Annotated in this window: 17 protein-coding genes; 7 read left to right on the forward strand and 10 right to left on the reverse strand. The window is 55.7% G+C overall.

Annotated features, from left to right (window positions below):
• Positions 1 to 58: 58 nt before the first annotated feature.
• The 6 genes from K6123_RS15675 to rpe form a co-directional block, all read right to left on the reverse strand.
• Positions 59 to 1,588 carry a cryptochrome/photolyase family protein gene (locus tag K6123_RS15675; protein ID WP_221799387.1) on the reverse strand — a complete coding sequence of 510 codons (1,530 nt, stop codon included), beginning with the start codon at positions 1,586 to 1,588 and terminating at the stop codon, positions 59 to 61.
• A gap of 55 nt (positions 1,589 to 1,643) precedes the next feature.
• Positions 1,644 to 3,494 carry a GGDEF domain-containing protein gene (locus K6123_RS15680; RefSeq protein WP_221799389.1) on the reverse strand — a complete coding sequence of 617 codons (1,851 nt, stop codon included), beginning with the start codon at positions 3,492 to 3,494 and terminating at the stop codon, positions 1,644 to 1,646.
• A 143-nt stretch (positions 3,495 to 3,637) separates the two neighbouring features.
• The gene (locus K6123_RS15685; RefSeq protein ID WP_246624831.1) at positions 3,638 to 5,143 is read right to left on the reverse strand and encodes a DNA recombination protein RmuC; all 1,506 of its coding nucleotides are present in this window, start codon (positions 5,141 to 5,143) and stop codon (positions 3,638 to 3,640) included.
• A complete protein-coding gene (locus K6123_RS15690; protein ID WP_221799391.1) occupies positions 5,143 to 5,802 on the reverse strand; it encodes a hypothetical protein in 660 nt (219 codons plus the stop codon). Before K6123_RS15690 ends, K6123_RS15685 begins: the two co-directional genes overlap by 1 nt.
• Positions 5,803 to 5,837: 35 nt before the next feature.
• On the reverse strand, positions 5,838 to 6,560 hold the full coding sequence (locus K6123_RS15695; RefSeq protein WP_221799393.1) for a phosphoglycolate phosphatase: 723 nt from the start codon (positions 6,558 to 6,560) through the stop codon (positions 5,838 to 5,840).
• Between the two features lie 43 nt (positions 6,561 to 6,603).
• Complete coding sequence (gene rpe, locus K6123_RS15700) at positions 6,604 to 7,287, reverse strand: ribulose-phosphate 3-epimerase (protein WP_221799394.1); 684 nt, start codon at positions 7,285 to 7,287, stop codon at positions 6,604 to 6,606.
• 106 nt (positions 7,288 to 7,393) lie between these two features.
• Here rpe and K6123_RS15705 point away from each other — a divergent pair, with 106 nt between their 5' ends.
• The 5 genes from K6123_RS15705 (at position 7,394) to K6123_RS15725 (ending at position 12,532) form a co-directional block, all read left to right on the forward strand.
• Positions 7,394 to 8,590, forward strand: a complete 1,197-nt coding sequence (locus K6123_RS15705; protein ID WP_221799395.1) for a DUF3530 family protein — start codon at positions 7,394 to 7,396, stop codon at positions 8,588 to 8,590.
• 115 nt (positions 8,591 to 8,705) lie between these two features.
• Positions 8,706 to 9,296: a hypothetical protein gene (locus K6123_RS15710; RefSeq protein ID WP_221799398.1), complete on the forward strand. Its 591-nt coding sequence runs from the start codon at positions 8,706 to 8,708 to the stop codon at positions 9,294 to 9,296.
• A 40-nt stretch (positions 9,297 to 9,336) separates the two neighbouring features.
• The gene (locus K6123_RS15715) at positions 9,337 to 10,071 is read left to right on the forward strand and encodes an oxygen-binding di-iron domain-containing protein (RefSeq protein WP_221799400.1); all 735 of its coding nucleotides are present in this window, start codon (positions 9,337 to 9,339) and stop codon (positions 10,069 to 10,071) included.
• 174 nt (positions 10,072 to 10,245) lie between these two features.
• Entirely contained in the window at positions 10,246 to 11,436 is a 1,191-nt protein-coding gene (locus K6123_RS15720) for an MFS transporter (RefSeq protein ID WP_221799402.1), read from the forward strand.
• 193 nt (positions 11,437 to 11,629) lie between these two features.
• Complete coding sequence (locus tag K6123_RS15725; protein WP_221799404.1) at positions 11,630 to 12,532, forward strand: methylated-DNA--[protein]-cysteine S-methyltransferase; 903 nt, start codon at positions 11,630 to 11,632, stop codon at positions 12,530 to 12,532.
• On the opposite strand, the gene K6123_RS15730 is transcribed toward K6123_RS15725, so the two are convergent.
• The gene (locus K6123_RS15730) at positions 12,521 to 13,057 is read right to left on the reverse strand and encodes a DUF924 family protein (protein ID WP_425517711.1); all 537 of its coding nucleotides are present in this window, start codon (positions 13,055 to 13,057) and stop codon (positions 12,521 to 12,523) included. The two genes, K6123_RS15725 and K6123_RS15730, sit on opposite strands and share 12 nt — an antisense overlap.
• A 386-nt stretch (positions 13,058 to 13,443) precedes the next feature.
• Here K6123_RS15730 and K6123_RS15735 point away from each other — a divergent pair, with 386 nt between their 5' ends.
• Both K6123_RS15735 and nhaD read left to right on the forward strand, forming a co-directional pair.
• A complete protein-coding gene (locus K6123_RS15735) occupies positions 13,444 to 14,064 on the forward strand; it encodes a cyclic nucleotide-binding domain-containing protein (protein WP_221799406.1) in 621 nt (206 codons plus the stop codon).
• Between the two features lie 243 nt (positions 14,065 to 14,307).
• Positions 14,308 to 15,564 (forward strand): sodium:proton antiporter NhaD, encoded by a 1,257-nt coding sequence (gene nhaD / locus K6123_RS15740; RefSeq protein WP_221799408.1) that lies wholly within the window; start codon positions 14,308 to 14,310, stop codon positions 15,562 to 15,564.
• Positions 15,565 to 15,612: 48 nt separating this feature from the next.
• On the opposite strand, the gene K6123_RS15745 is transcribed toward nhaD, so the two are convergent.
• The 3 genes from K6123_RS15745 to dnaE form a co-directional block, all read right to left on the reverse strand.
• Positions 15,613 to 16,329: a hypothetical protein gene (locus K6123_RS15745; RefSeq protein WP_221799410.1), complete on the reverse strand. Its 717-nt coding sequence runs from the start codon at positions 16,327 to 16,329 to the stop codon at positions 15,613 to 15,615.
• 113 nt (positions 16,330 to 16,442) lie between these two features.
• Positions 16,443 to 18,014 carry a tRNA lysidine(34) synthetase TilS gene (gene tilS / locus K6123_RS15750; RefSeq protein ID WP_221799412.1) on the reverse strand — a complete coding sequence of 524 codons (1,572 nt, stop codon included), beginning with the start codon at positions 18,012 to 18,014 and terminating at the stop codon, positions 16,443 to 16,445.
• 15 nt (positions 18,015 to 18,029) lie between these two features.
• Positions 18,030 to 21,530 (reverse strand): DNA polymerase III subunit alpha, encoded by a 3,501-nt coding sequence (gene dnaE / locus K6123_RS15755; protein ID WP_221799414.1) that lies wholly within the window; start codon positions 21,528 to 21,530, stop codon positions 18,030 to 18,032.
• Positions 21,531 to 21,567: the final 37 nt, after the last annotated feature.

The raw sequence follows: 21,567 nt of genomic DNA on the forward strand, positions 1-21,567 counted from the left end.
ACTGGAGTGTGGGGACGAAAACTCCAACACTTGCCAATACAGCTCTGGTTTAACGGACCTACAACTCATCCAGATGAGCCAGTAGCCACTCTGCCCTATCCCACAGCGCCTGTTTCCTGTCGTCCTTTTGTTTTTCCAGATTGCGGTAAATCATGCTCATGCGGTGATTGCCCTGGAACAGCTCCTTGTGACGCATGATGAAATGCCAGTAGAGGCTGTTGAACGGGCAGCTGTCGTGGTCGCTGGCCGTTTTGACGTTATAACGGCAGCCACTGCAATAGTCGGACATTTTGTGAATATAGTTGCCGGATGCCGCATAGGGCTTGCTACCCAGATAACCGCCGTCGGCGTGCATCACCATGCCGAGAGTATTCGGCAATTCAACCCAGTCGAAGGCGTCGGCATAGACAGCCAGATACCAGTCGCAAATCTGTTTGGGTTTAACGCCTGCCAGTAAGGCGAAGTTACCGGTCACCATCAGCCGCTGAATATGGTGGGCGTAGGCATGCTCGAACGTGTTGCGGAATGCTTCACTCATGCATTTCATGCCAGTCTGGCCATCCCAGTAATAACGCGGCAAGTCGCGCACATTGCCGAGCCGGTTCTGTTCGGCATAGTCCGGCATGTGCCGCCAATAAATTCCCCGCACATATTCTCGCCAGCCAATGATCTGGCGGATAAAACCTTCTACTGCATTCAGCGGAGCAGCACCGCTCCGCCAGGCTTGCTCAGCCGCTTCACACACCTCTAGAGCGGTCAGCAGTCCAACATTCAGATACGGCGACAGCAAACTGTGAAACATAAAGTCGGCGCCACTGCTCATGGCGTCCTGATAGTCGCCAAAGTAGGGTAAACGCTGCTGCAGAAAATGTTCTAACGCCTGTCTGGCCTGCGCCCGGGTAGTGCCCCAGCGGAAGTCATCGAGGTTACCCGGATGATCAGCGAATTCCTGTTTCACCAACGTCAGTACCTCTCGGTCAATCTCATCGCGCTGGAATGTCAGTGGTGCGGGCAAGGGGGGCTGACCGTCGTAGCGCTGGCGGTTGGCCGCATCAAAATTCCATTTGCTGCCCACCGGCTGTTCGCCTTCCATTAACAGGCCGGTTTTACGACGCATCTCGCGATAGAAATATTCCATCCGAAGCTGCTTCTTGCCCTCAGCCCAGCGGCCAAATTCGGTGCTGTCACAGACAAAACGGTCATCGGCATAAACCTGCACCGGAATTCCCAGCTGCGCCGACCATTGATTGTCCATCGCTTGCTGCAGACGGTATTCACCGCACTGGGTCAACACCAGTTCGCTGGCGCCACTTTGCTGCATGGCTTGCTGCACCACCTCCAGCAGGCTTTGGCAGTTCGATTGGCTGTCATAGTGATGGTATTGAACACGCCAGCCAGACTGTTGCAGCTGACAGGCAAAGTGACGCATGGCCGAAAAGATAAAAGCGATTTTCTGCTGGTGATGGCGGACGTAGCTGGCTTCATCACGGACTTCTGCCAGCAGGATCAGGTCCGTTTGTTTGGCAAGCACTCTCAGACTGGCCAACTGGCTGGATAGCTGGTCGCCGAGGACCAAACCGATTTTCACGTTGTTTTAATCCCGTATCGATATTGCATCAGTTTTGTACAGGATTTATAGCAAATCAGGTAGAAGGATCAAATTCCTTTGAATCCGGGTCGGCCAGCCAGTCGGCGCAGACATAACGATTGCGGCCCGCCTCCTTGGCCTTGTAGAGCGCCTTGTCAGCCAGTTCCAGTGCCTGTTCCGGGTGATCCTGCTCATTGGTATAAAGTGCGATACCAATACTGCAGGTCACCGGGATCGAATCCATACCGACGTCTATCGGCATAATCCGCAAGGCTCGCAAGATACGTTTGGCGACTGCTTCGGCCTGCGCCAGCTCCTCACAGTTAACCAGTGCCACAAACTCTTCGCCGCCGTAACGGTACAGCAGGTCACCGTGACGCAAACAGGCGTGCACCCGCCGTACAAAGCTGGTGAGTACGGTATCACCAACTCCGTGGCCATATTTGTCGTTGACCCGTTTGAAGTGATCAATATCCAGCATCAACATCGCCATTGAAGTACCTGAACGGACCCCGAAGCGCGCCAACTCTTCCATCCGTTTGTCGAACGCCTTGCGGTTCTGGGATTTGGTTAGGCTGTCGATGGTGACTTCCTCGATCAGCCGATCCATGCGACTGGCAAGCTTGTCAATCCGAACCATCACGGCACCCAGATACAGTACGCCGTCGATGTAGTGCTTGCTGACGGAAATCACCATCGGCACCTTTTCGCCGTGGCGGTCAACGCCGTAGATGCGTTCCGGATCGTCCATGGTCAAACGTTCAACCGAGCTGTCATGGATGGTGTTCTGCAGAATAATATCGTGGCGCTGACGTGATTCCTGCGGCAAAAATTCGCGCAGATTCATGTTTTTCATTTCGGCCACACTCCAGCCGAAAAAAACCGCCGCGCCAGCGTTGGCATCCAGGACATCACCCTGCTCGTTAAACCACATCACGCCAGCCTGCTCGGACTCCCACACCAGTGACATCCGAATTTCTGCTTCTTTCAATGCCCGTTTCTGACGGGTGACTTCGTCATACCATTCATCACGCCGCGTCGCACTGCGTATCAGGCTCACAACGATCACCAAAAAGGCAATAAAGGCAAAAATCGACACCGCAAAACCGGCGTCTATCCACTGAAAAGACACCAGTCGCTGCAAAACCATCCCAAATACCATGGGAACAGCAACAATCAGCAGCAATGAGTTACGCAAAAAACGACCACCTTCGGTGTTCCGGAACAGGATTTCCTGCAAGGGGCCATGCTGGAATTTCATCGAAGCAGCAAAAAAGAACGCCAGAAAACCAAGGCAGGTATGTATCGCCATCGACTCAAACGGCCGGGTCTCGAACAAAGAGTCAGGGGAATAGACGTAAGCAAACAGGCCGATCAGCGGAGCTGCAACGCCCGCCATCAGCACCAGATTAAACAGAATGGAATCTCGTAGCGGCAAGGCAGCATTTTCGCCTTGCGGGCTGGCATCACGAAGTCGTACACGTCTGCTCAGCAACAACAGTGTGACACCCGCCATGAAAGCACTGAACGCCGTCGCCAGCGATGGCCTGCCAGGTTCAAGCTGACTGATATCGTCGCGGACAAAAAACTGGTCAATGCCAAGGCTGTTCCCCAGCCAGTACTCAATCAGAGTCGTAACACTGAAATACAACAGGATGGTCGCCACCACGGTGGTACCAATTGCCAGTCGATACAGCACAGCCAACAAGCCGGAACTGCATAGAAACAGGAACAGTGCGGTATTGAATTTCATACTGGGGAAGCCCGGCAACACCGTGGTCACCTGAAACCAGCCACCCAACCAGCCAACCATAACCACAGTCGCCAGCAGCAGCAGCATGATGGCGATCAGCTGGATCAGCAAGCGCCCGGGGGCTGTGATTGTGCGGCGTGGTGCACGGCTCATGCAGAGATGATCTCCATCGTTTCGTTCCAGTATAGGTCGAAACAAGAACAGACATCGTTGCCTGGCGGATTTTGATACAGCCCGGCTACTGCACGATGGGACCAGAGCGCCACTCAAGGGTAGCGGCGGTAGTCGACTGCTTGTTAGTGCGGGTTGCGTGGTCCAGCAGGACTTTGCTGCAAGGACTCATACAGTTCGGCCTCGGCGTTGGCTTCTTCAACCAGCGGGCCCGACAATTCCTTTTTCACCCGTACACCCAGTTTGCGGAAGCCGTCGGCCTGACTGAGTAAATTGCCACGGCCAGACTTCATCGAGTTCCAGGCATCCTCATAACTCTTGTTAACCGTTCCCAGCTGGCTGCCGAGACGCTCAAATTTTTCCACTACCACCACCAGCTTGTCGTACAGCTTGCTGGCCTGATCGGCAAGTTTTTCGGTGCTCTGGTTACGCCGCTCAATCGCCCACAAACTGGCGACCGTTCTCAGGGTTGCCAGCAAGGTCGTTGGTGTAACCACCACGATCTTTTGCTCAAAAGCCATCGAGAACAAGCCTTCATCCTGCTGGAAAGCCAACATGAAGGCGGGTTCCACCGGCATAAACATAAATACAAAATCCGGCGAGTTTAGTCCATTCAGATTTTGATAAGCCTTGTTCCCAAGCCCTCTCACATGATTACGAACGGACTCAATATGCCGTTTCAGCGCGCTTGAGCGTGCTTCTTCTGTCACTGCATTGACATAGTCCGTATAGGCCGTCAGGGAGACCTTGGAGTCCACCACGATATGCCTGCCTTCTGGCAGTTTGATGATGACATCTGGCCGGTAACGCTGGCCGCTGCCATCTTCGTGACTCTGTTCCCGTACGTATTCAACGCCACGCCGCAGACCTGAACTGTCGAGCACGGTTTCGAGCACCATTTCGCCCCAGTTGCCCTGGGTTTTATGCTCCCCTCGCAAGGCGGTGGTGAGGGCATGGGCTTCGGAACTCATTTGCTGGTTAAGCTTGTGAAGCTCGAGCATTTGCGCCTGCAGGGCGGCGCGGTCTTTGGCATCGGACAGATGCACGTCTTCGACCTTTTTACGCAAACCGTCCAGCTGTTCCCGGAACGGCGTCAGCAGGCTGTTGAGCCCTTGCTGGCTTTGCTGGGTAAACTGCTGTTGTTTGTGTTCAAAGATTTTTTGCGACAGCTGCTCAAATTCCTGCAACAACTGCGCACGATTCTGCTGCAACAATGCCAGCTTTTCATCGGCGTGTTGCTGCTGCAGTTCACGTACCTGCTGTTCGCTGGCCAGCCGGCTGTGTAGCTCCTGCAGCTGGCGCTGTAACTCGTCATTGCGCTGTTGCCAGTGCTGCTGCAACTTCGCACGTTCCTGTTCGAGCTGCTGTTTCTGTTGCAGGGCTGCGGTGCTACGCTCCTGCCAGCGGGCCGCCTCGGTACGGATTTCCGCCAGCTGTTGTTGCAGCCCTCGTGCAGCATGTTCGTATGCTTGTTGCTGTTCGAGCAATTGCTGCTGATGGTCTTGCCGCAGCTGCCGCTGCAGACGCTGGCTGTGTAAGGCCATGGCCAGCACGCCAGCGGCCACACCAACCAGCGCGGGTAATAACATGGGCAATAACGGATTCAGCCAGGACAGGCTGTCAGCAGCCATCAGAAAGATCCTCGCAGACCAATGTTGAAGCCATAGGCCGAGACGTCTTCAAAGCGGGTACGGCTATATTCGAGAATAAAACGCTGATGACTGGCCGAGTTACGATCGAGTTGAAATGCCAGCCCGGTGCGCCACACCGGCGAGCAGCCGTCCATATGACTACTGTCGCTATCGGTTTCCAGCCGCACTGACCAACAATGGCGGCCAATATCAAACCAGGGTTCAATCAGCGGGGTTGGTAATACCGCTCTGACATACCAACCGGCGCTGCTGCCATGAAAGCGGTTCTCATCGCGGCTGATATCGTCGTCATTTGGCTTGCCCCAGAGGTTCAGGCCAAGTCCGGCAAAGAGGAAATTCTGCACGCCCAAACCGGCTTCGAGGTGATAGTTGATGCCCGCTGCGTACTCGTGATCCTCGTTACGGCCACGACTGTCGACGTATTCCGGGACTTTCCATTCAAAGAAGGAGTAGCCGATGGAGCCATCGGCATAAGGGTAAAACCAGTCCGACGAAGACGAGGCATCGTTACGCCATTGCCGTTGCAGGCTGTCGAGATTTGGGCCAGGCCCCTGCACGCTGATGTCCAGCGCCTGCACCATCGGGGTTACCAGCAACGCCAGCCAGATCAGCCGCCGCTGTAAACCTTGCCATACCATGGACGTCCCTCCCCTTACAGCCTGCGGCCGAATTGTCAGTCACGCACCAGCAGATCTTCCAGCGAATGGATAATCAGGTTGGGCTGGGCTGTGGCAATGTTTTCACCATGGTTATAACCATAGGGAACCGCTACCGTCATACAACCGGCGGCCTTGCCTGCAAACATGTCATTGCGGGAATCGCCAACCATCACACAGCGCTGCGGATTAACCCCCAGTTCCTCACAGGCAAACAGAATCTGCGCCGGGTCCGGCTTGCGTTGTTCGAGGTCGTCACCACAGACAACAAAGTCGAACACTGTGCCCCAGCCCAGAGAGTCGATCAGCGGTTCGGTAAACAAGCGGGGTTTGTTGGTCACCAGCATCATGCGTACGCCCATGGCGGCCATCCGCACCAGGGTTTTCTGCACACCGGGATAAACACCGGTGGCCGTCCGCAGGTTGTGCAGATAAACCTCGTCGAAATGCGCCCGCGCTGGCGCAACATCTGCTTCATCGAGCGCCTGGGCACGCATGTCGTTGCCATCACACAAGGCCCGTCGGACCAGCATGTCAGTGCCGTTGCCTACCCATTCAGCCACCAGCACCTCACCGGCAGGCTGGCGGCCAAGCGACACCAGCATGCTGTCCACCGCTCGCGCCAGATCCGGCACGCTGTCGATCAGGGTACCGTCGAGATCAAACAACACGGCTTCAGGTTTGATTTCATCACCACGGGCGGTAAAAAAATCACAGATCACACTATTCCAGATCGACATCGGGATTCCCTTTCAGCGGATACACGTCAGTTGGCGGCCAAAATCAGCGTTTGGCAGCAGCCAGTTCGACACGCATCTGGTCGATCACGGCCTTGTAGTCCGGCTTGCCGAAAATAGCGGAGCCCGCCACAAACATGTCGGCACCGGCTTCAGCGATTTCACGGATATTGTCAGTCTTGACGCCACCGTCGATTTCCAGGCGGATGTCGTAGCCGGAAGCATCAATGCGCTGACGAGCTTCACGCAGCTTGTCGAGGGTGCCCGGAATAAACGACTGGCCACCAAAACCCGGGTTCACCGACATCAGCAGGATCACGTCCAGCTTGTCCATCACGTAATCGAGGTAGTGCAGTGGTGTCGCCGGGTTGAACACCAGGCCAGCTTTACAGCCATGGGATTTGATCAGCTGCAGGGTGCGGTCGACGTGGTCGGAAGCTTCCGGGTGGAAGGTAATGTAGCTGGCACCGGCTTCGGCAAAATCGCCGACGATGCGGTCAACCGGCGACACCATCAGGTGGACGTCGATCGGTTGCTGGTAGCCGTTGGCGTCCATGTATTTTTTCAGCGCCTTGCACACCATCGGGCCAATGGTCAGGTTCGGCACGTAGTGATTGTCCATCACATCGAAGTGAACCACGTCGGCACCGGCGTCCAGCACAGCGGCAACGTCCTCACCCAGACGGGCAAAATCAGCAGACAGAATCGAAGGAGCAATCAAATCAGACATGGTCGGGCACACGGTTTGGAAATGAGATTCCATTGTAAGGGTTAGGAACGGCTTTTGCAGCCTTGCCAGTAATGGATTCCCCCAGCCAATTTACTGACGCCTGTTTATGACTGCTGTTTTACGCCACCAGCCCTTGTTGCGCCTGTTCTGCCAGCTGATCAGCCTGCTGCCAGCGGCACTGTTGCCGCTGCCAGCCCTCGCCGCTGACAACCCAGCAGACGGGCAAGCCACTGCCGCTTCAGACAGTCAGTCCAACACGGATGCCAGTACTTCGACCAGCGAGACGGAAGCGCAAGCGGCTGCACCCGAGCGCGTGCTTCCCGATGAAGTACGCGAGCGCCACGCCGCCGTGCTGGAATATCTGCAACTGTTTCAGCGCAGTGACGAAATCATCACCCTGAGCGCCGATGACCAACCCTTCTATGGTTTGTTTCTGCAGGAACGCAGTGGCCAGCCGCAGGGCGGCGCGCTGATTCTGCACGCCGAAGGAGAACACGGTTTATGGCCACAATCGACTGGCATGTTACGGGAAGTATTGCCGGACTACGGCTGGTCGACCCTGACCCTGCAGCTGCCTGATCCGCCCGCCCTCCCCGTGCCACCAACCTCGGTGTATCAGCCACTGGACTCAGCCGCCGCGGGTCAGCCAGACCAAGCTGTAGATCAAACGGCAGACCCGGCAGCAACGACCTCAACAGCGGCTGAGCCACCCCAGGCTGATGGCGAGCCAGCCACCGCACAATCGAACGATCCCAAAACCGTCGCCGAGCCGATCAAGGTCGATCCGGTCAAACAGCAACAGGCAGAGCAAACCACCCGCTTCGAGCTCGCCAGCCAGACCTATCGGGCCACTACGGTCGAGCGTATTCGTCAGGGGGTTGCCTACCTGAATGGCCAGGGCCAATACAATCTGGTGGTGATTGCCTATGGCAACAGTGCCAACGCCGCCGCCCAGTGGCTCAACGAAACCGTACGCATCAACGAGTCCGGTAAGGCTGCCAAGGGGCTGGCGCTGATTATGATCAACGCCCGCGAAGACACTGCCGCCAAGGTGCCGCTGAACCAGCAACTCGGCACTTTGCTGATCCCGATGTTTGACCTGCTGACGGAAGACAATCAGCTATCGGCTTACCAGCTGCATCAGCGGGCGGGCCTTATGCGCCATAAAAATCGCCTTGGTTACCAACAGTTTCAGCTGAAGACGCCGATAACGGATACAGACGCCGACGCTGCCATGATCCGTCGTATCCGGGGCTGGTTACGCGCCAATGCTGCTGGGACCCGGGTAGGGCTGAATCGCTGAAGCGGTATGGCCCGGCAAAACCGCAGACGGCTTCTATACTGCAAATAGATTCAGGCGACGGCATCAGCAACAGCCGCAAACGCCTGCACCGGCTTATTGCACAAGGATAACGTCCATGGCGACACCGATATTTGTCACCGCAGCCAGTATCGCTGCCGAGCTGCACCAGGCCATGCTGGAGGCCAAGGGGCTGGCGCTGACCGCCAAGAATGCCCGCGCGCTGGCAGTACGGGCAGGCTCCAAAACCGTTGGTTTCAAGGCCATCACCCATTTTATTGATGAACTGGCCAGCGACATTATTCGCCAGAGCCAGTACATCAATGGCGTGTCGGAAAGCCTCTCCCAACAAGCGGTCGCCTTGTGGCGCGCCAATACCGCTGCCAGCAAGTTTGAATGGCTCGAACGCCAGCAGCTGCCGTGGGGCGAGTCGCTGCGGGAATCCATGCAGACCTGCTATGAGGAGCGGGAACGGCTGTCGCAGCTGTTGCACCGCGGCCTGCGGGAGCTGGAAGCCCAGCTCGAAGAAGGCGACAAACACATCCGCACCGCCAACCTGATTGCCACCTCGAGCAAGGTTGAAGCGGCGTCGGCCGGTGATTTCCGCGCCCAGCTGGAGGTGATTGCCCACAACATCACCATCACCGCCAGCCAGATTCGCCAGCATCTCACCAATGCCCGGCGCTTGCTCAACCAGAAACAGGTGTGAGCCACCAGCCACAGTTGATACAGCCAAACCGGGGGATCCCATGCAGGCCACAGTAATTTACGAAGATGGTGACCACCGCTGGATTATGTTCGGCCGCGATGCCAACAAGTCTGGCGGCATTATTGATACCAACCAGTACATGATCCAGAGCGGTGACCAGGCGATTCTGCTCGATCCGGGCGGTATCGAGTTGTTCGCACCAATGCTGTCAGCGGTGCTGAAGTTTGTCCCGGCGGACAAGATCACCCATCTGTTCGCCAGCCACCAGGACCCGGACATTATTTCGTCGCTGGGATTGTGGGATCAGGCCCTGCCCAAGGCCAAACTCTATTCGCCGTGGCTGTGGGAAAGCTTTATTCGTCACTTTGGTATGGAACGGATTCAGTTTTGTCCGATCCCGGACGAAGGCCAAACCATCAGCCTGGGGAGGATTCAGCTGCAGTTTGTGCCCGCTCACTACCTGCATTCTTCCGGCAACTTCCACGTCTATGATCCGAAAGCCAAAATCCTCATGAGTGGTGACGTTGGTGCCGCGCTGGAAGAACCGGATGCGCCTCTGTATGTCGATAATATGGCGACCCATACGCCGAAGATGCGCAAGTTCCACCAACGCTGGATGCCCTCCAATGAAGCCAAACAGGACTGGATTCGACGAGTACGCCAGCTGGATATCGATATCATGGCGCCACAGCATGGCCGCCTGTTTCAGCAAAAGCAGGTCGGTGAATTCCTCAACTGGTTTGAAGAGCTGCCTGTCGGTATTGCAGTACGCTGAGCGGCGCGACAGGTCAGCAAACAACAGCAACAGAAAACGTCGTCTGGCCTGCGGCGACGTTTTCCGGTTTGTTCAGCATATTTGCAATTAACAGTTTTTTTGCCCATCCGGCTTGTGGTCAGTAGACTCTGCGCCCTTTCCCCTCCCGCTTTGCCAGTCGTCCCGGAGCTTTTTGTGTCCAGCAGTCTCAGTCAATTGATCCGCAGCCTCGCTTTGCCCGTTTATATCCCCGGCCTGTTGACCGCCATGTCACAGACCTCGGTGCTGGTACTGTTGCCACTGTACGTCCTGCAACTCGGTTATGGGCCCTCGGTTGCTGCACTGATGCTGGCTTCGCGTGGGGTTGGCCAGCTGCTCGGTGACGTACCTGCTGGCATGGTCGCCGGCCGCTGGGGCGACCGTACCTGTCTGATTCTGGGCAACGCCGGTTATGTGGTTGGCTATAGCCTGATCACCCTCACCAGTGATATCTGGTTACTGGGACTGGGCGGTATTATCACCGGTATGGCGATGTCGTTTTCGCTGCTCGGACGGCAGTCCTACATCAGTCATCGAGCGGCCCCCAATCAGCGTGGCCGGGTGATTTCGCTGATGGCTGGCGGCATGCGGATTGGCTCCCTGATTGGTCCGGCCGTTGGCGGTTTGGCAGCCGCCCAGCTGGGCTACCAGATCACCTTTGGCGCCATGGTGGTGCTGGCCTTAACTGCGCTGCTGATCGTGTTGTTCAGTGCCGAAAAAGGTGAGCGCGAAAGCAGCAAGATTCCCCACGGCCTGCGCGCCATTCGCGACGTAATTGTGGAACACAAACACGCCTTCTGGACCGCCGGGCTGGCGATGATTGCGCTGCAATTTATGCGTGCTGGCCGAGTAGCGCTATTGCCACTGGCCGGTAATGCCATGGGACTGGATGTTGATGAAGTGGGTCTGGTGGTCTCCGCCGCCGCGCTGATGGACAGCCTGATCTTTATGCCTGCGGGTATTGCCATGGACCGTTGGGGCCGCAAGGCCGTGGCGGCTCCCAGCCTGCTGTTATTTGCCATTGGTCTGGCACTGTTGGGCTGGGCCGACACCTTCCCGTTGCTACTGGCTGCGGCACTGCTGATTGGTACCGGTAATGGTCTCAGTGCTGGCGTCGTGATGGTACTGGGTACCGATTTTGCCCCCCAACATGGTCGCGCCCGCTTTATGGGCGTCTGGAAGCTGGTGTCAGATTCGGGCCAGGCGGCTGCGCCACTGGTGATCAGTGGTCTGCTGTCCTTTGCCAGCCTGTTGCTGTGCTCCCAGCTGGTCGCCCTGACCGGGCTGGCTGGCTTCTACTGGATGAAAACCCGAGTTACCGAAACCCTGGTGAAAGAGCCTCGATAACCCCAAAGGTTGAAACCAACGCTGGAATAAACGGACAGGGAGAAAACGCCCGTTCTATAAAACTGTCTGAATCAAGAAATTGTCAGACAGTCCAAACAATGCAGGGCTATTCGGGTCAGAGGGGTATGACCGGATGCGCCAACTGGCTAGAATGGGCGCGTCTTATAACAATTACTCCAGACACGGCAGCCTGATGCATTCCAACAGCGGTTATACCCAAGTGATCATCGATTATCGGCAACGACAAGCCAACTATCAGGCCATCGCCTGTCTGGTTGGACCTGCGGACCAGCCACTGGCTGATTTATCCGCACCGGAGCTGGAACAGCTGGCTGGCTGGAACAACTGCAGCACAGCTGACGTCCAGCAATTGTTTCCTGCCCATTGGCTGGCGACCGCCTTGCAACAGCAGCTACTGGACTTACAATCCTCTCCAGCCCCAACCAGCGGCGGGCCACACTACTCGCTATTGCGACTCGACGCCCCCAGTGCGATCACCTCGATAGAGTACGGCTCAGGTTTTACCCCCTTTGGTGAAGCCTTTATCGCTTGGTGCGGCGACGGCATTTGCCAGCTGTGTTTTCTAGACAGCAGCCTGCTAATGCCGGAGCAAGACAGCGCTCACGACAGTCCCCAGGACAGCCTCTACGAAGCTTCGCCATTTTACGAGTCCATTGAAGCCCTGCTGCGACGCTGGCCAGCCGCCGACCTGCAGGAAAACAATGCCAGTGCCCAGACTCTGCTGGACCAGATTCCCTGGTTTGGAGCCCGTCAGCATAGCCCGGCGCTACGTTTATTGGTGCGTGGCAGTGACTTCCAGCTGCAGGTCTGGCAAACCCTGTTATCCATGCCTTACGGCAGTCTCAGCAGTTATGGTGATCTGGCAAACTCAGTTGGCCGTCCCAATGCCAGCCAGGCTGTAGGCAACGCCGTCGGCGCCAACCCGATTGGCTGGCTGATTCCTTGTCATCGTATCGTCCGTGCCAGTGGTGAACCCGGCGGCTACCGTTGGGGGCTGCGACGTAAAATGACCATGTTAATGAGCGAACGTTGCCGCAGTTTTCAACGTGGTCAGTTCAGTCTGTCAGAAAGATGATCCGGGCTGTTTGAGGAAGGCAACTTCTTCTTCGGTCGAGCTGCGTCCGAGAATCCAGTTACGATGGGGATAACGGCCAAAGCGAGCGATGATATCGCAGTGCAGGTGCTCAAAATGCAGCCGATTTTCCAGCCCGGGCTGGTCAAATAACAACAATGCCTGTTGGTGAATCAGCATGGATTCGCTGTGCATATAAGGCATGTAAAGAAAGCCCCGTTGTACCACCGGCAGTTGTTGATCATCTCCACAGGCAACCGCCTGTTGCGCCAACACCAATGCCAGGCTGTCATAAGCAAAGGCCTGCCGCGTATCACGAAACATATTGCGCGACATCTGATCCAGCAGAATCACTTCCGCCAGCCGTCCTTCCGGTTGCTCACGCCATTGCCATAATTCACCCACAGCAGCCTGCTGATGCAACTCCCCAAAGCGTTCACGCAGCAAGGCGTCAAAATGAGGGTCCTTGTAAAACCACTGACGCGGTTCAATTTCGTCGAACCAGAAATTCAGAACGGCCTGATACATTTCCATAACTCCCTCAATCATTTCCATATCGTCAATTATGCTGGCAGAATCCGCCATCCTGACGTCACTCCAACAGCCTCAAAGCTGTCAGTAATCCTGTTTTGTCGCAAGACTCATCTACCACTCATGGCAGGGCAAGGGTTTCACCTGAAACAGTCGAAGCTGGACTGTAAAAAATACATCACCATGACGCAGATGAAGTTTTGTGACAGAAATGTGCAAGCTGAACGCTTGATGTATACAAATGTGAACTTGGTCAACATTCTTGCAAATCTTGACATTCCCTATAACACATCAGTCAATAGATGGGAGGATTACAACTGGCCCAGCGGTGGCGCCGTGATATAGTCCGCGCATCTTTAAACACTCTACACTCAGGAAGCTGTATGAGACCAATCACCCGGGAAGAGTGCCCTCCAGACACCTTGCATCGCCTGCTTGGAGGCGTGACCTTCTACAAGGAACTGATTCTTGCAGATCAAGCCCAGTTTGAATTATTGATGTCGATGACCCGTTTCGGCATCGCGGATCAGGGTGAAATCATTCTCCACAAGGGCGAACCCGCCAACGTACTTTATTTCCTGCTGCGTGGAGAGCTGGAAGTCCTGGCCGACGATGAAACCACGCTGAACCTTATCTCCGCTGGTGAAATCCTGGGTGTTATGGCGATGGTCATGAACGATACCCGCTCGGCTTCGCTGCGAGTCAAAAGCCGTAATGCAATTCTGGCCGGTGTTGAATACGCCAATTTCCGTGACGCCGAAGAAATGTCGATGTTTTCGCTGGAAACCAAGATTCGTTTCTTTCGCATGATCAATTCCAACATCCGCTGGAACATCGAAAAGAACCGTTTCGCTCATCCGGACCACCCTCTGGTTCACCGGCTGCGTACCATTCCACTGTTCACCGGCCCAAGAGATACCGAAGCGGAACTGGAAGCCCTGCATCACCAGTCTGAAGTACTGGCCCAGCTACTGTGTGACTGGAACTCTGCTTCCATCGATTAGCTGACCAGCTGAAACACCGGTCTGGCGACCAAACCGGTGTTTCTTTTTCCACCCACGATGTTAAAAAAGTCCCATTATTGAATCCAAAGTATCAATGTATTCATACATTGGATACTAGGACACCCCTAATAACTGCTCTAGAATGGCCGCCCCTACTACTTTTTGGTGATAAAGACACCGTCCGTCAACGCTCGCTTCGTTGATTCCGGACATTGTGCCCTTGTCGTTCCTCTGGAGTTTTTAATGTCAGAAGTTCTGAACTATCTGCTGGTAGCACTCGCTATCCTCGGCCTGCTTTCGGTCGTCCTCGAAGAAGTGATCCACGTAAACAAAGCCCAGTCGGTGCTGTTTTTTGGCGCCTTGTCGTGGGTACTGCTGTTTATTTTCTCAACTGGCCATGAAGCCGAACACCAATCGGTATTGACCGGCCTGCAAGAGAACATCGGTGAAATTGCCGGGCTCTGGCTGTTCCTGTTATCGGCGATGACCTTTGTGGTGTATCTGAACCAGAAAGGCATGATTGAAGGCCTGATCTACAAGATCCTGCCAGAGCAGGTATCCGAACGAAAACTGCTGTTTATGACTGGCATTTTTGCCTTTGTGTTTTCTTCTCTGGCCGACAACATTACCGCCACACTGATCTCGATTGCACTGATCCTGTCGCTCAATCTGGATACCCGCAAAACCCTGCGTTTTGCCACGCTGGTGGTATTTGCCGTGAACTCCGGTGGTGTAGCCATGATTACCGGTGACGTCACCACCCTGATGATCTTCCTCGAAGGCAAGGTATCGATCACCAACCTGATGCTGCTGTCATTACCATCCCTGTTAGCAGTACTGCTGCTGGCCACCCTGCTGTCGCTGCCGTTGAAAGAAACCGCCGTGATTCGTCGCAAGCACCATGAGCCGGCCAAAGTCGATTTCGCCATCGCGCTGATCTTTGTATCCACCATTCTGACCACCATCCTGATGAACGTCTTCTTCAGCATTCCGCCGGTGCTGACCTTCCTGTTTGGCCTGTCGATTATGTTTCTGGTGGCCCGCGCCTTCCGCGAAGATACCGAACACAGCCCGATCATGGACTACATTCGCCATATCGAATTCGACACCCTGATGTTCTTCCTCGGTATCTTGCTGTTGGTTGGTGCGCTGAAGGAAATCCACGCCCTGGATACCTTCGTCAGCCTCTACGAACACATGCCAGCCTGGGGTGCCAACTACCTGATGGGGCTGCTGTCGTCGCTGATTGATAACGTACCTCTGACCGCTGCCCTGCTGAAAGCGGACGTTTCCATGAATCTGGCCGAGTGGCTGGCACTGACCTATGCCGTTGGTGTGGGTGGCTCGCTGCTGATCATTGGTTCAGCCGCCGGTATTGTGGCGATGAGCAAGGTGGAAGCGCTGACTTTTGGAACCTACCTGAAGTTCCTGTTTGCACTGGCGCTGTCTTACAGCGTTGGTTACATCGCCGTACTGGGTCTGGGCGCACTGGTTTCGTGAGCCCCCCCTGGCCACCAGGCTGGAAAACCAACAGAAAAGCTGCCCGTCTCAGGGCAGCTTGATCTGCAGCTCGACTTCGGCGCCGGTGATGGTTTCATTAAGCGGTTTGGTCTGGGCCTCTTCCGACTCATCCCAATACAGCTTGCCTGACCACCCCATCGCCGATTCCGGTGTTTTGCTCTGGAACATATTCGGCAAACTCGCACGAGGGCCAGTGGTGGTTTGTTCGGTCTGCCACTCCATTTCCGGCAAGGTCAGGTTCAGCGGTTGATGCGGTTGCAGCTCTGCCTGTTGCTCGGTTGGAGACTGCCATTGTTCCGTCAAGCCCGCTGCTGTTCTGTCATCAACCCTTGGTTCGGCAAGTGTTGCTGGCAACGGTGAAGCAGAATCAACACCAGTCGCCTCGGCTTCAGCCTGCACTGACTCAACCGGCTGGACTTCAGCGTCAATCGCGACGGCCTCTGGCTGCGTTTCACTTGCCGGAGCAAGCTGCTGCTGACTTTGCAGCTGCTGTTCAAAAGCCTGTTTGATTTGCTGGCCAACACCTGATGGTCGCTCTGCGGGAATGGAGGAGCTGGCCTGCTTCGACAGGGAAACTGTCGACTGAGGCTGATCGGGTGTTAGAGAACCAGCCCCCATCTGTTCAAGCGACGTTTTAAACACGCTCTGCCAGCTACCGGTCGTCCAGTAGGAATAGCCGCCAACTGCCAGAGCGCCGAAAACCGCTATCACAACAACGGCAGCGATCCCTGAATAAATTTTCATAACAAACTGATATTCCAACAAATAAGTGCCAGCGGCGCTGTAACCAACCGTTGTAAGCATAAGCAACTGTATTTTCTGCCAATTTTGATTGGATAACGAGACGCCGGTTCCGATCAATTGAGGTCTTTTCTGGCCCAGCGCAAGCGGACTGCAGTTTCACAGCCGGAACCATCAACAGACTGATCAAGCGCAATACCAACCACCGCCACCAGCTGTTTCTGTTCATTCAGCAACAGCGGCCAGCGCTGTCGCAGCCAGACAGGAATTCCCGCTTCCTGCCACAGATGTTTGAGTTTTTTGGTTGGTCGGCCCATTGGCCGCAGACTCAAGGCGGTAATAACGGATAACTCAGCCAGACAGCTGAGCTGGTAACAGCCGGGTTTTATTAGCAGTTGTGTTAATGCCAGCTGGGCAGGCTTGACGGCCTCGCAGCTGAGCAGACCGCATTGCCAGGGCTCATGCACGACTTGATCAGCCTGCGGCACAACCAGCTCAAGCCAGTGTTTTGCCCTGCTATCAACTTCGCTGCTCCCAACTTCCCTACTATCAACTTCCCTACTATCAACGTCACTACTATCAACACCAATGCCTGCAGCAGAACGCTCTTCCAGCAGATACAAGCTCTGCTGATGCCGCTGCAGCCACAGGATTTGGCCATGCTGATCGACCAGCTTGAGAGCCAGCTCAGGTTCCCCCTGCTGCAGTTGCCGCTGACATTCGTCGAGCTGACTGCGATCCGGATTCAACACCCCATGACGGTCCAGCCAGCCGCGCAGAATATACGACTGCAACAATTGCGGCTGACAGCGCCAGACGTCCAGCTCAAGGCTGGTTGATCGGGTCGCAGGCCAGACAGAAGGCTGACAACATTGCTGCAGCAATGGTTGTAACAACAACTCAAAGGCTTGCTGATCCTGCTGCAACTGGTTGGCACTGCGATATAGCGCCGCCTGACGACCGGGAAAACGTTGCTGGATTTGTGGCAACAGCTGCTGCCGCCACCAGTTACGCTCAAGGAGGGTGTCCTGGTTGGAAGGGTCTTCAATCCACTCGAGCTGCCAATAGTCTGCCCACTGTTGCAGCTGAGCCCGTGAACATTGCAGCAGCGGTCGCAGGATCTGGGCACCATCCGCCTGGCGACGATCCAGCAAACGACGGGCAGGAATACCCGCCAAACCGGCCAGACCCGAGCCACGACTCAGACGACTAAAAAGGGTTTCGAGCTGATCGTCGGCATGATGAGCCAGCAACAGCAGCTCACCTGGCTGACAATGCTTTTGAAAGGCCGCGTATCTGGCCTGACGCGCCGCCTGTTCAATGCCGTCGCCCTGCGACTGCACCGCACAATGCTCAACCGTGAGAGGAATATCCAACGCGTCACACAACTGCTGGCAGAACTCCGGCCAGTCGTCGGCAACCGTCTGCAATCCATGATGAACGTGAGTCGCACCAAGCGAAACCGGCGTTGGCTGCTGCGCCTGCCAGCAAGCGGCCAAATGCAACAGCACCACGGAATCCAGCCCGCCGCTCAAACCTATCCGGATACGACAGTCCGGCGCAGCGCGGTTATTTTGCGTCTGATCAAGCATCTGGCCAAGCGTCTGGCTGAACACCTGATAGACAGTCTGTAACGCCGCTGGCAGTGCCTGCCATTGGGCCGCTTCAGGCGCCGACAACCATCTCATCGCTGACGAACCAGCCTAGTTAAACACCAGCTCAACCGACTGCTCGCCAAATTCATAACGCAGTTGCAGCAGCTGGTCGTCCGTCGGTTCCACCCGCCATTCATCACCCAGGCGGATATCACAGCGGGCGGTGTCGTTGCGGTAGTCAATCACAATCGGGCAACCATCCTGCATTGGCTGCAGGATCTTACTGAGTGACTGGCAGAAACGCTCGTCGAGTTGTTCGCCATTCAGACGGATACGAATTGAGTTGGCAAATGCCAGTCGCGCCTGGCTGATTTCCATCGCATTACGGCCGGTTGCCTTGAGGCCACCAGAATAGGAATCGTGGGAAATCAGTGCTTCCACCACCAGCACCTTGTCTTTCGCCACCACTTCACGCACCTGTTCATAAACATCCGAGAACAGTGCGACTTCCATACGTCCCGAACGATCGTCCAGAGTGACAAAGCACATGTTGTCGCCGCGCTTGTTTTTCATCAAACGCATATCCACCACCAGACCGGCCAGCTTCTGTGGCTTTTTGCTTTCCTGCAGGTTGACCAGCTTGTGCGGTGCCAGCTGACGAACTTCGGCTTCGTATTCATCGAACGGGTGGCCGGTAACAAACAAACCGAGGGTATCTTTTTCGCCTTGCAGACGCTGTTTCAGGGTCCAGTCACGCTCGCCGCGATGACGTTCGTATGGATCAGTGGTCGCTGCGGCTTCGGCTTCCACTTCACCAAACAGGTCGAACATGCCTGCGGCTTCGTTGGCAGCCGACTGCCCGGCACTTTTCATGGCGTCTTCGATGCTGGCCATCAACACTGCACGGGTAGTCTGAACCGGCAGATTGTCGAAGGCACCGCAACGTACCAGGGCTTCCAGTACCCGCTTGTTGAGCTTGCGCGGTTCGACCCGCTGGCAGAAATCAAACAGATCCTGGAACGGCCCGCCGCTTTCGCGGGCAGCAATAATGGCGTCGATCGGGCCTTCACCGACGCCTTTTACTGCGCCCAGGCCATACACCACAGCACCGGCATCGTTGACGGTAAAGCCGAAAATCGACTGGTTAACATCTGGCAGCACGATCTCCAGACCCATTTCCCGACACTCTTCAATAAAGATCACCACCTTGTCGGTGGTCTGCATATCGGAGGTCAGAACCGCCGCCATAAACGGCGCCGGGTAGTGCTGTTTGAGCCAGAGTGTCTGGTACGACACCACCGCATAGGCAGCTGAGTGGGATTTGTTAAAACCGTAACCGGCGAACTTTTCCACCAGGTCGAAAATCTTCATTGCCAGTTCAGGATCAACGCCCTGGCTGATGGCGCCTTCGCGGAAGGTATCGCGCTGTTTGGCCATTTCTTCCGGCTTTTTCTTACCCATCGCCCGCCGCAGCATGTCCGCACCGCCGAGGGTATAACCGGACAGCGCCTGGGCGATCTGCATTACCTGTTCCTGGTAAACGATAACGCCATAGGTCGGTTCAAGAATTTCCTTCAGACATTCATGCTGGAAATCCGGGTGCGGATAAGCCACTTCAGCACGGCCGTGTTTACGGTTAATGAAGTCGTCCACCATGCCGGATTCCAGCGGACCCGGGCGGAACAGCGCCACCAAAGCGATCATGTCTTCGATGTTATCCGGCTGCAGACGGCGGATCAGATCCTTCATACCACGCGATTCAAGCTGGAACACCGCAGTGGTCTGGGCCGCTTTCAGCAGCTTGTAGGAAGGTTCGTCGTCGAGCGGAATTTCTTCAATTTTGACATCGGGCAGACCCAGCTTGCGCTGCTTCTTGTTGATCGTCTCTAACGCCCAGTCGATGATGGTCAGGGTCCGCAGACCCAGGAAGTCGAACTTCACCAGACCGGCTTCTTCAACGTCGTTTTTATCGAACTGTGTCACCAGACCAGAGCCGTCATTTTCACTGGCGGTGGCGGAGAAGTCGGTCAGCTTGGTCGGTGCAATCACCACACCACCGGCGTGTTTACCGGTCTGGCGGGCGATACCTTCGAGCTTGAGGGCCATTTCCCAGATTTCCTGGGCTTCCTCGTCTTCGTTAAGGAATTCCTGCAACGGTGCTTCGGCCGCCAGGGCCTTTTCCAGCGTCATGCCGGGGTCACCCGGAATCAGCTTCGACAGCTTGTCGGCCAGACCAAACGACTTGCCCTGGGCCCGTGCCACGTCACGCACCACCGCCTTCGCCGCCATGGTACCGAACGTCACGATCTGGGATACCGCCTGACGACCATAGTTGTCGGCCACGTAGGCAATTACCTTTTCGCGGTCTTCCATACAGAAGTCGATGTCGAAGTCGGGCATCGAAACCCGTTCCGGGTTGAGGAATCGTTCGAACAGCAAATCGTATTCGAGGGGGTCCAGATCGGTAATTTTCTGCGCATAGGCCACCAGCGAGCCGGCACCGGAACCCCGCCCCGGGCCCACCGGAATATCGTGATCCTTGGCCCATTGAATGAAGTCCATCACGATGAGGAAATAACCGGGGAATCCCATCTGGATAATAATATCCAGCTCGAACTTGAGGCGATCGTCGTAGGGTTTGCGCTTTTCAGCATACTCCGGCGAGTCTTTCGGGATACCCGCCAGAATCACCTCAAGGCGTTCTTCCAAACCGACGTTGGAAATCTTGCGGAAAAAATCGTCTTCGCCCATGCCTTCCGGAATCGGATAGTCCGGCAGGAAGTATTTGCCCAGCAGCACTTCCACCGAACAACGGCGCGCAATTTCGACAGTGTTTTCAATTGCCGACGGAATGTCACGGAACAGCTCAGCCATTTCCCCGGCGCTGCGCAGGTACTGTTGTTCGCTGTAGTTACGCGGACGACGCTTGTCTTCCAGCGCATAGCCCTGGCCAATCGAAACCCGGGTTTCATGGGCTTCAAAGTCATCCGCCTTGATAAAGCGCACATCGTTGGTGGCGACAACCGGCACCTGCAGTTTGGCGGCCATGACAATGCTGGCACGGATCAGGGCTTCTTCGCCCTGGCGACCGGTGCGTTGCAGCTCCAGATAAAAACGATCACCAAACACCTCGCGGTATTGTTCCAGCAGCGCTTCGGCAGCATCCAGCTTGCCTTTCAGCACCCGCTGGCCAATATCACCATCACGGCCGCCGGAGAGAATAATCAGGCCGTCGTTCTGTTCGAACAGCCATTCCTTTTTGGTGATGGCCTTGTCATCGGTCTGGTTGATGTAGCCACGGGAAACAATTTCGCGGAGATTCAGATAACCGGCCGGGGTCTGGCACAGAGCGGTGATACGAAACGGCTGACGCGGGTCTTCGAGGTTTTCGAGCCACAAATCCGCACCCAGAATCGGCTTGACCCCTTCCCCCAGACAGCCCTTGTAGAACTTCACCAGCGCGTACATATTGGCCTGGTCCGTCAGCGCCACCGCAGGCATGTTCATGCCCTTGACCGCACCGATCAGTTTTTTGACCCGGATGGTACTGTCGTAGAGAGAGTATTCGGAGTGAACACGAAGATGAACAAAGCTGGCAGGCGCAGACATGGCAAAAATCCGGGCTGGTGTATTACGGTCAGCCAGT

Source organism: Oceanobacter mangrovi, from assembly GCF_019740315.1.
Taxonomy (GTDB): Bacteria; Pseudomonadota; Gammaproteobacteria; order Pseudomonadales; family Oceanobacteraceae; genus Oceanobacter; species Oceanobacter mangrovi.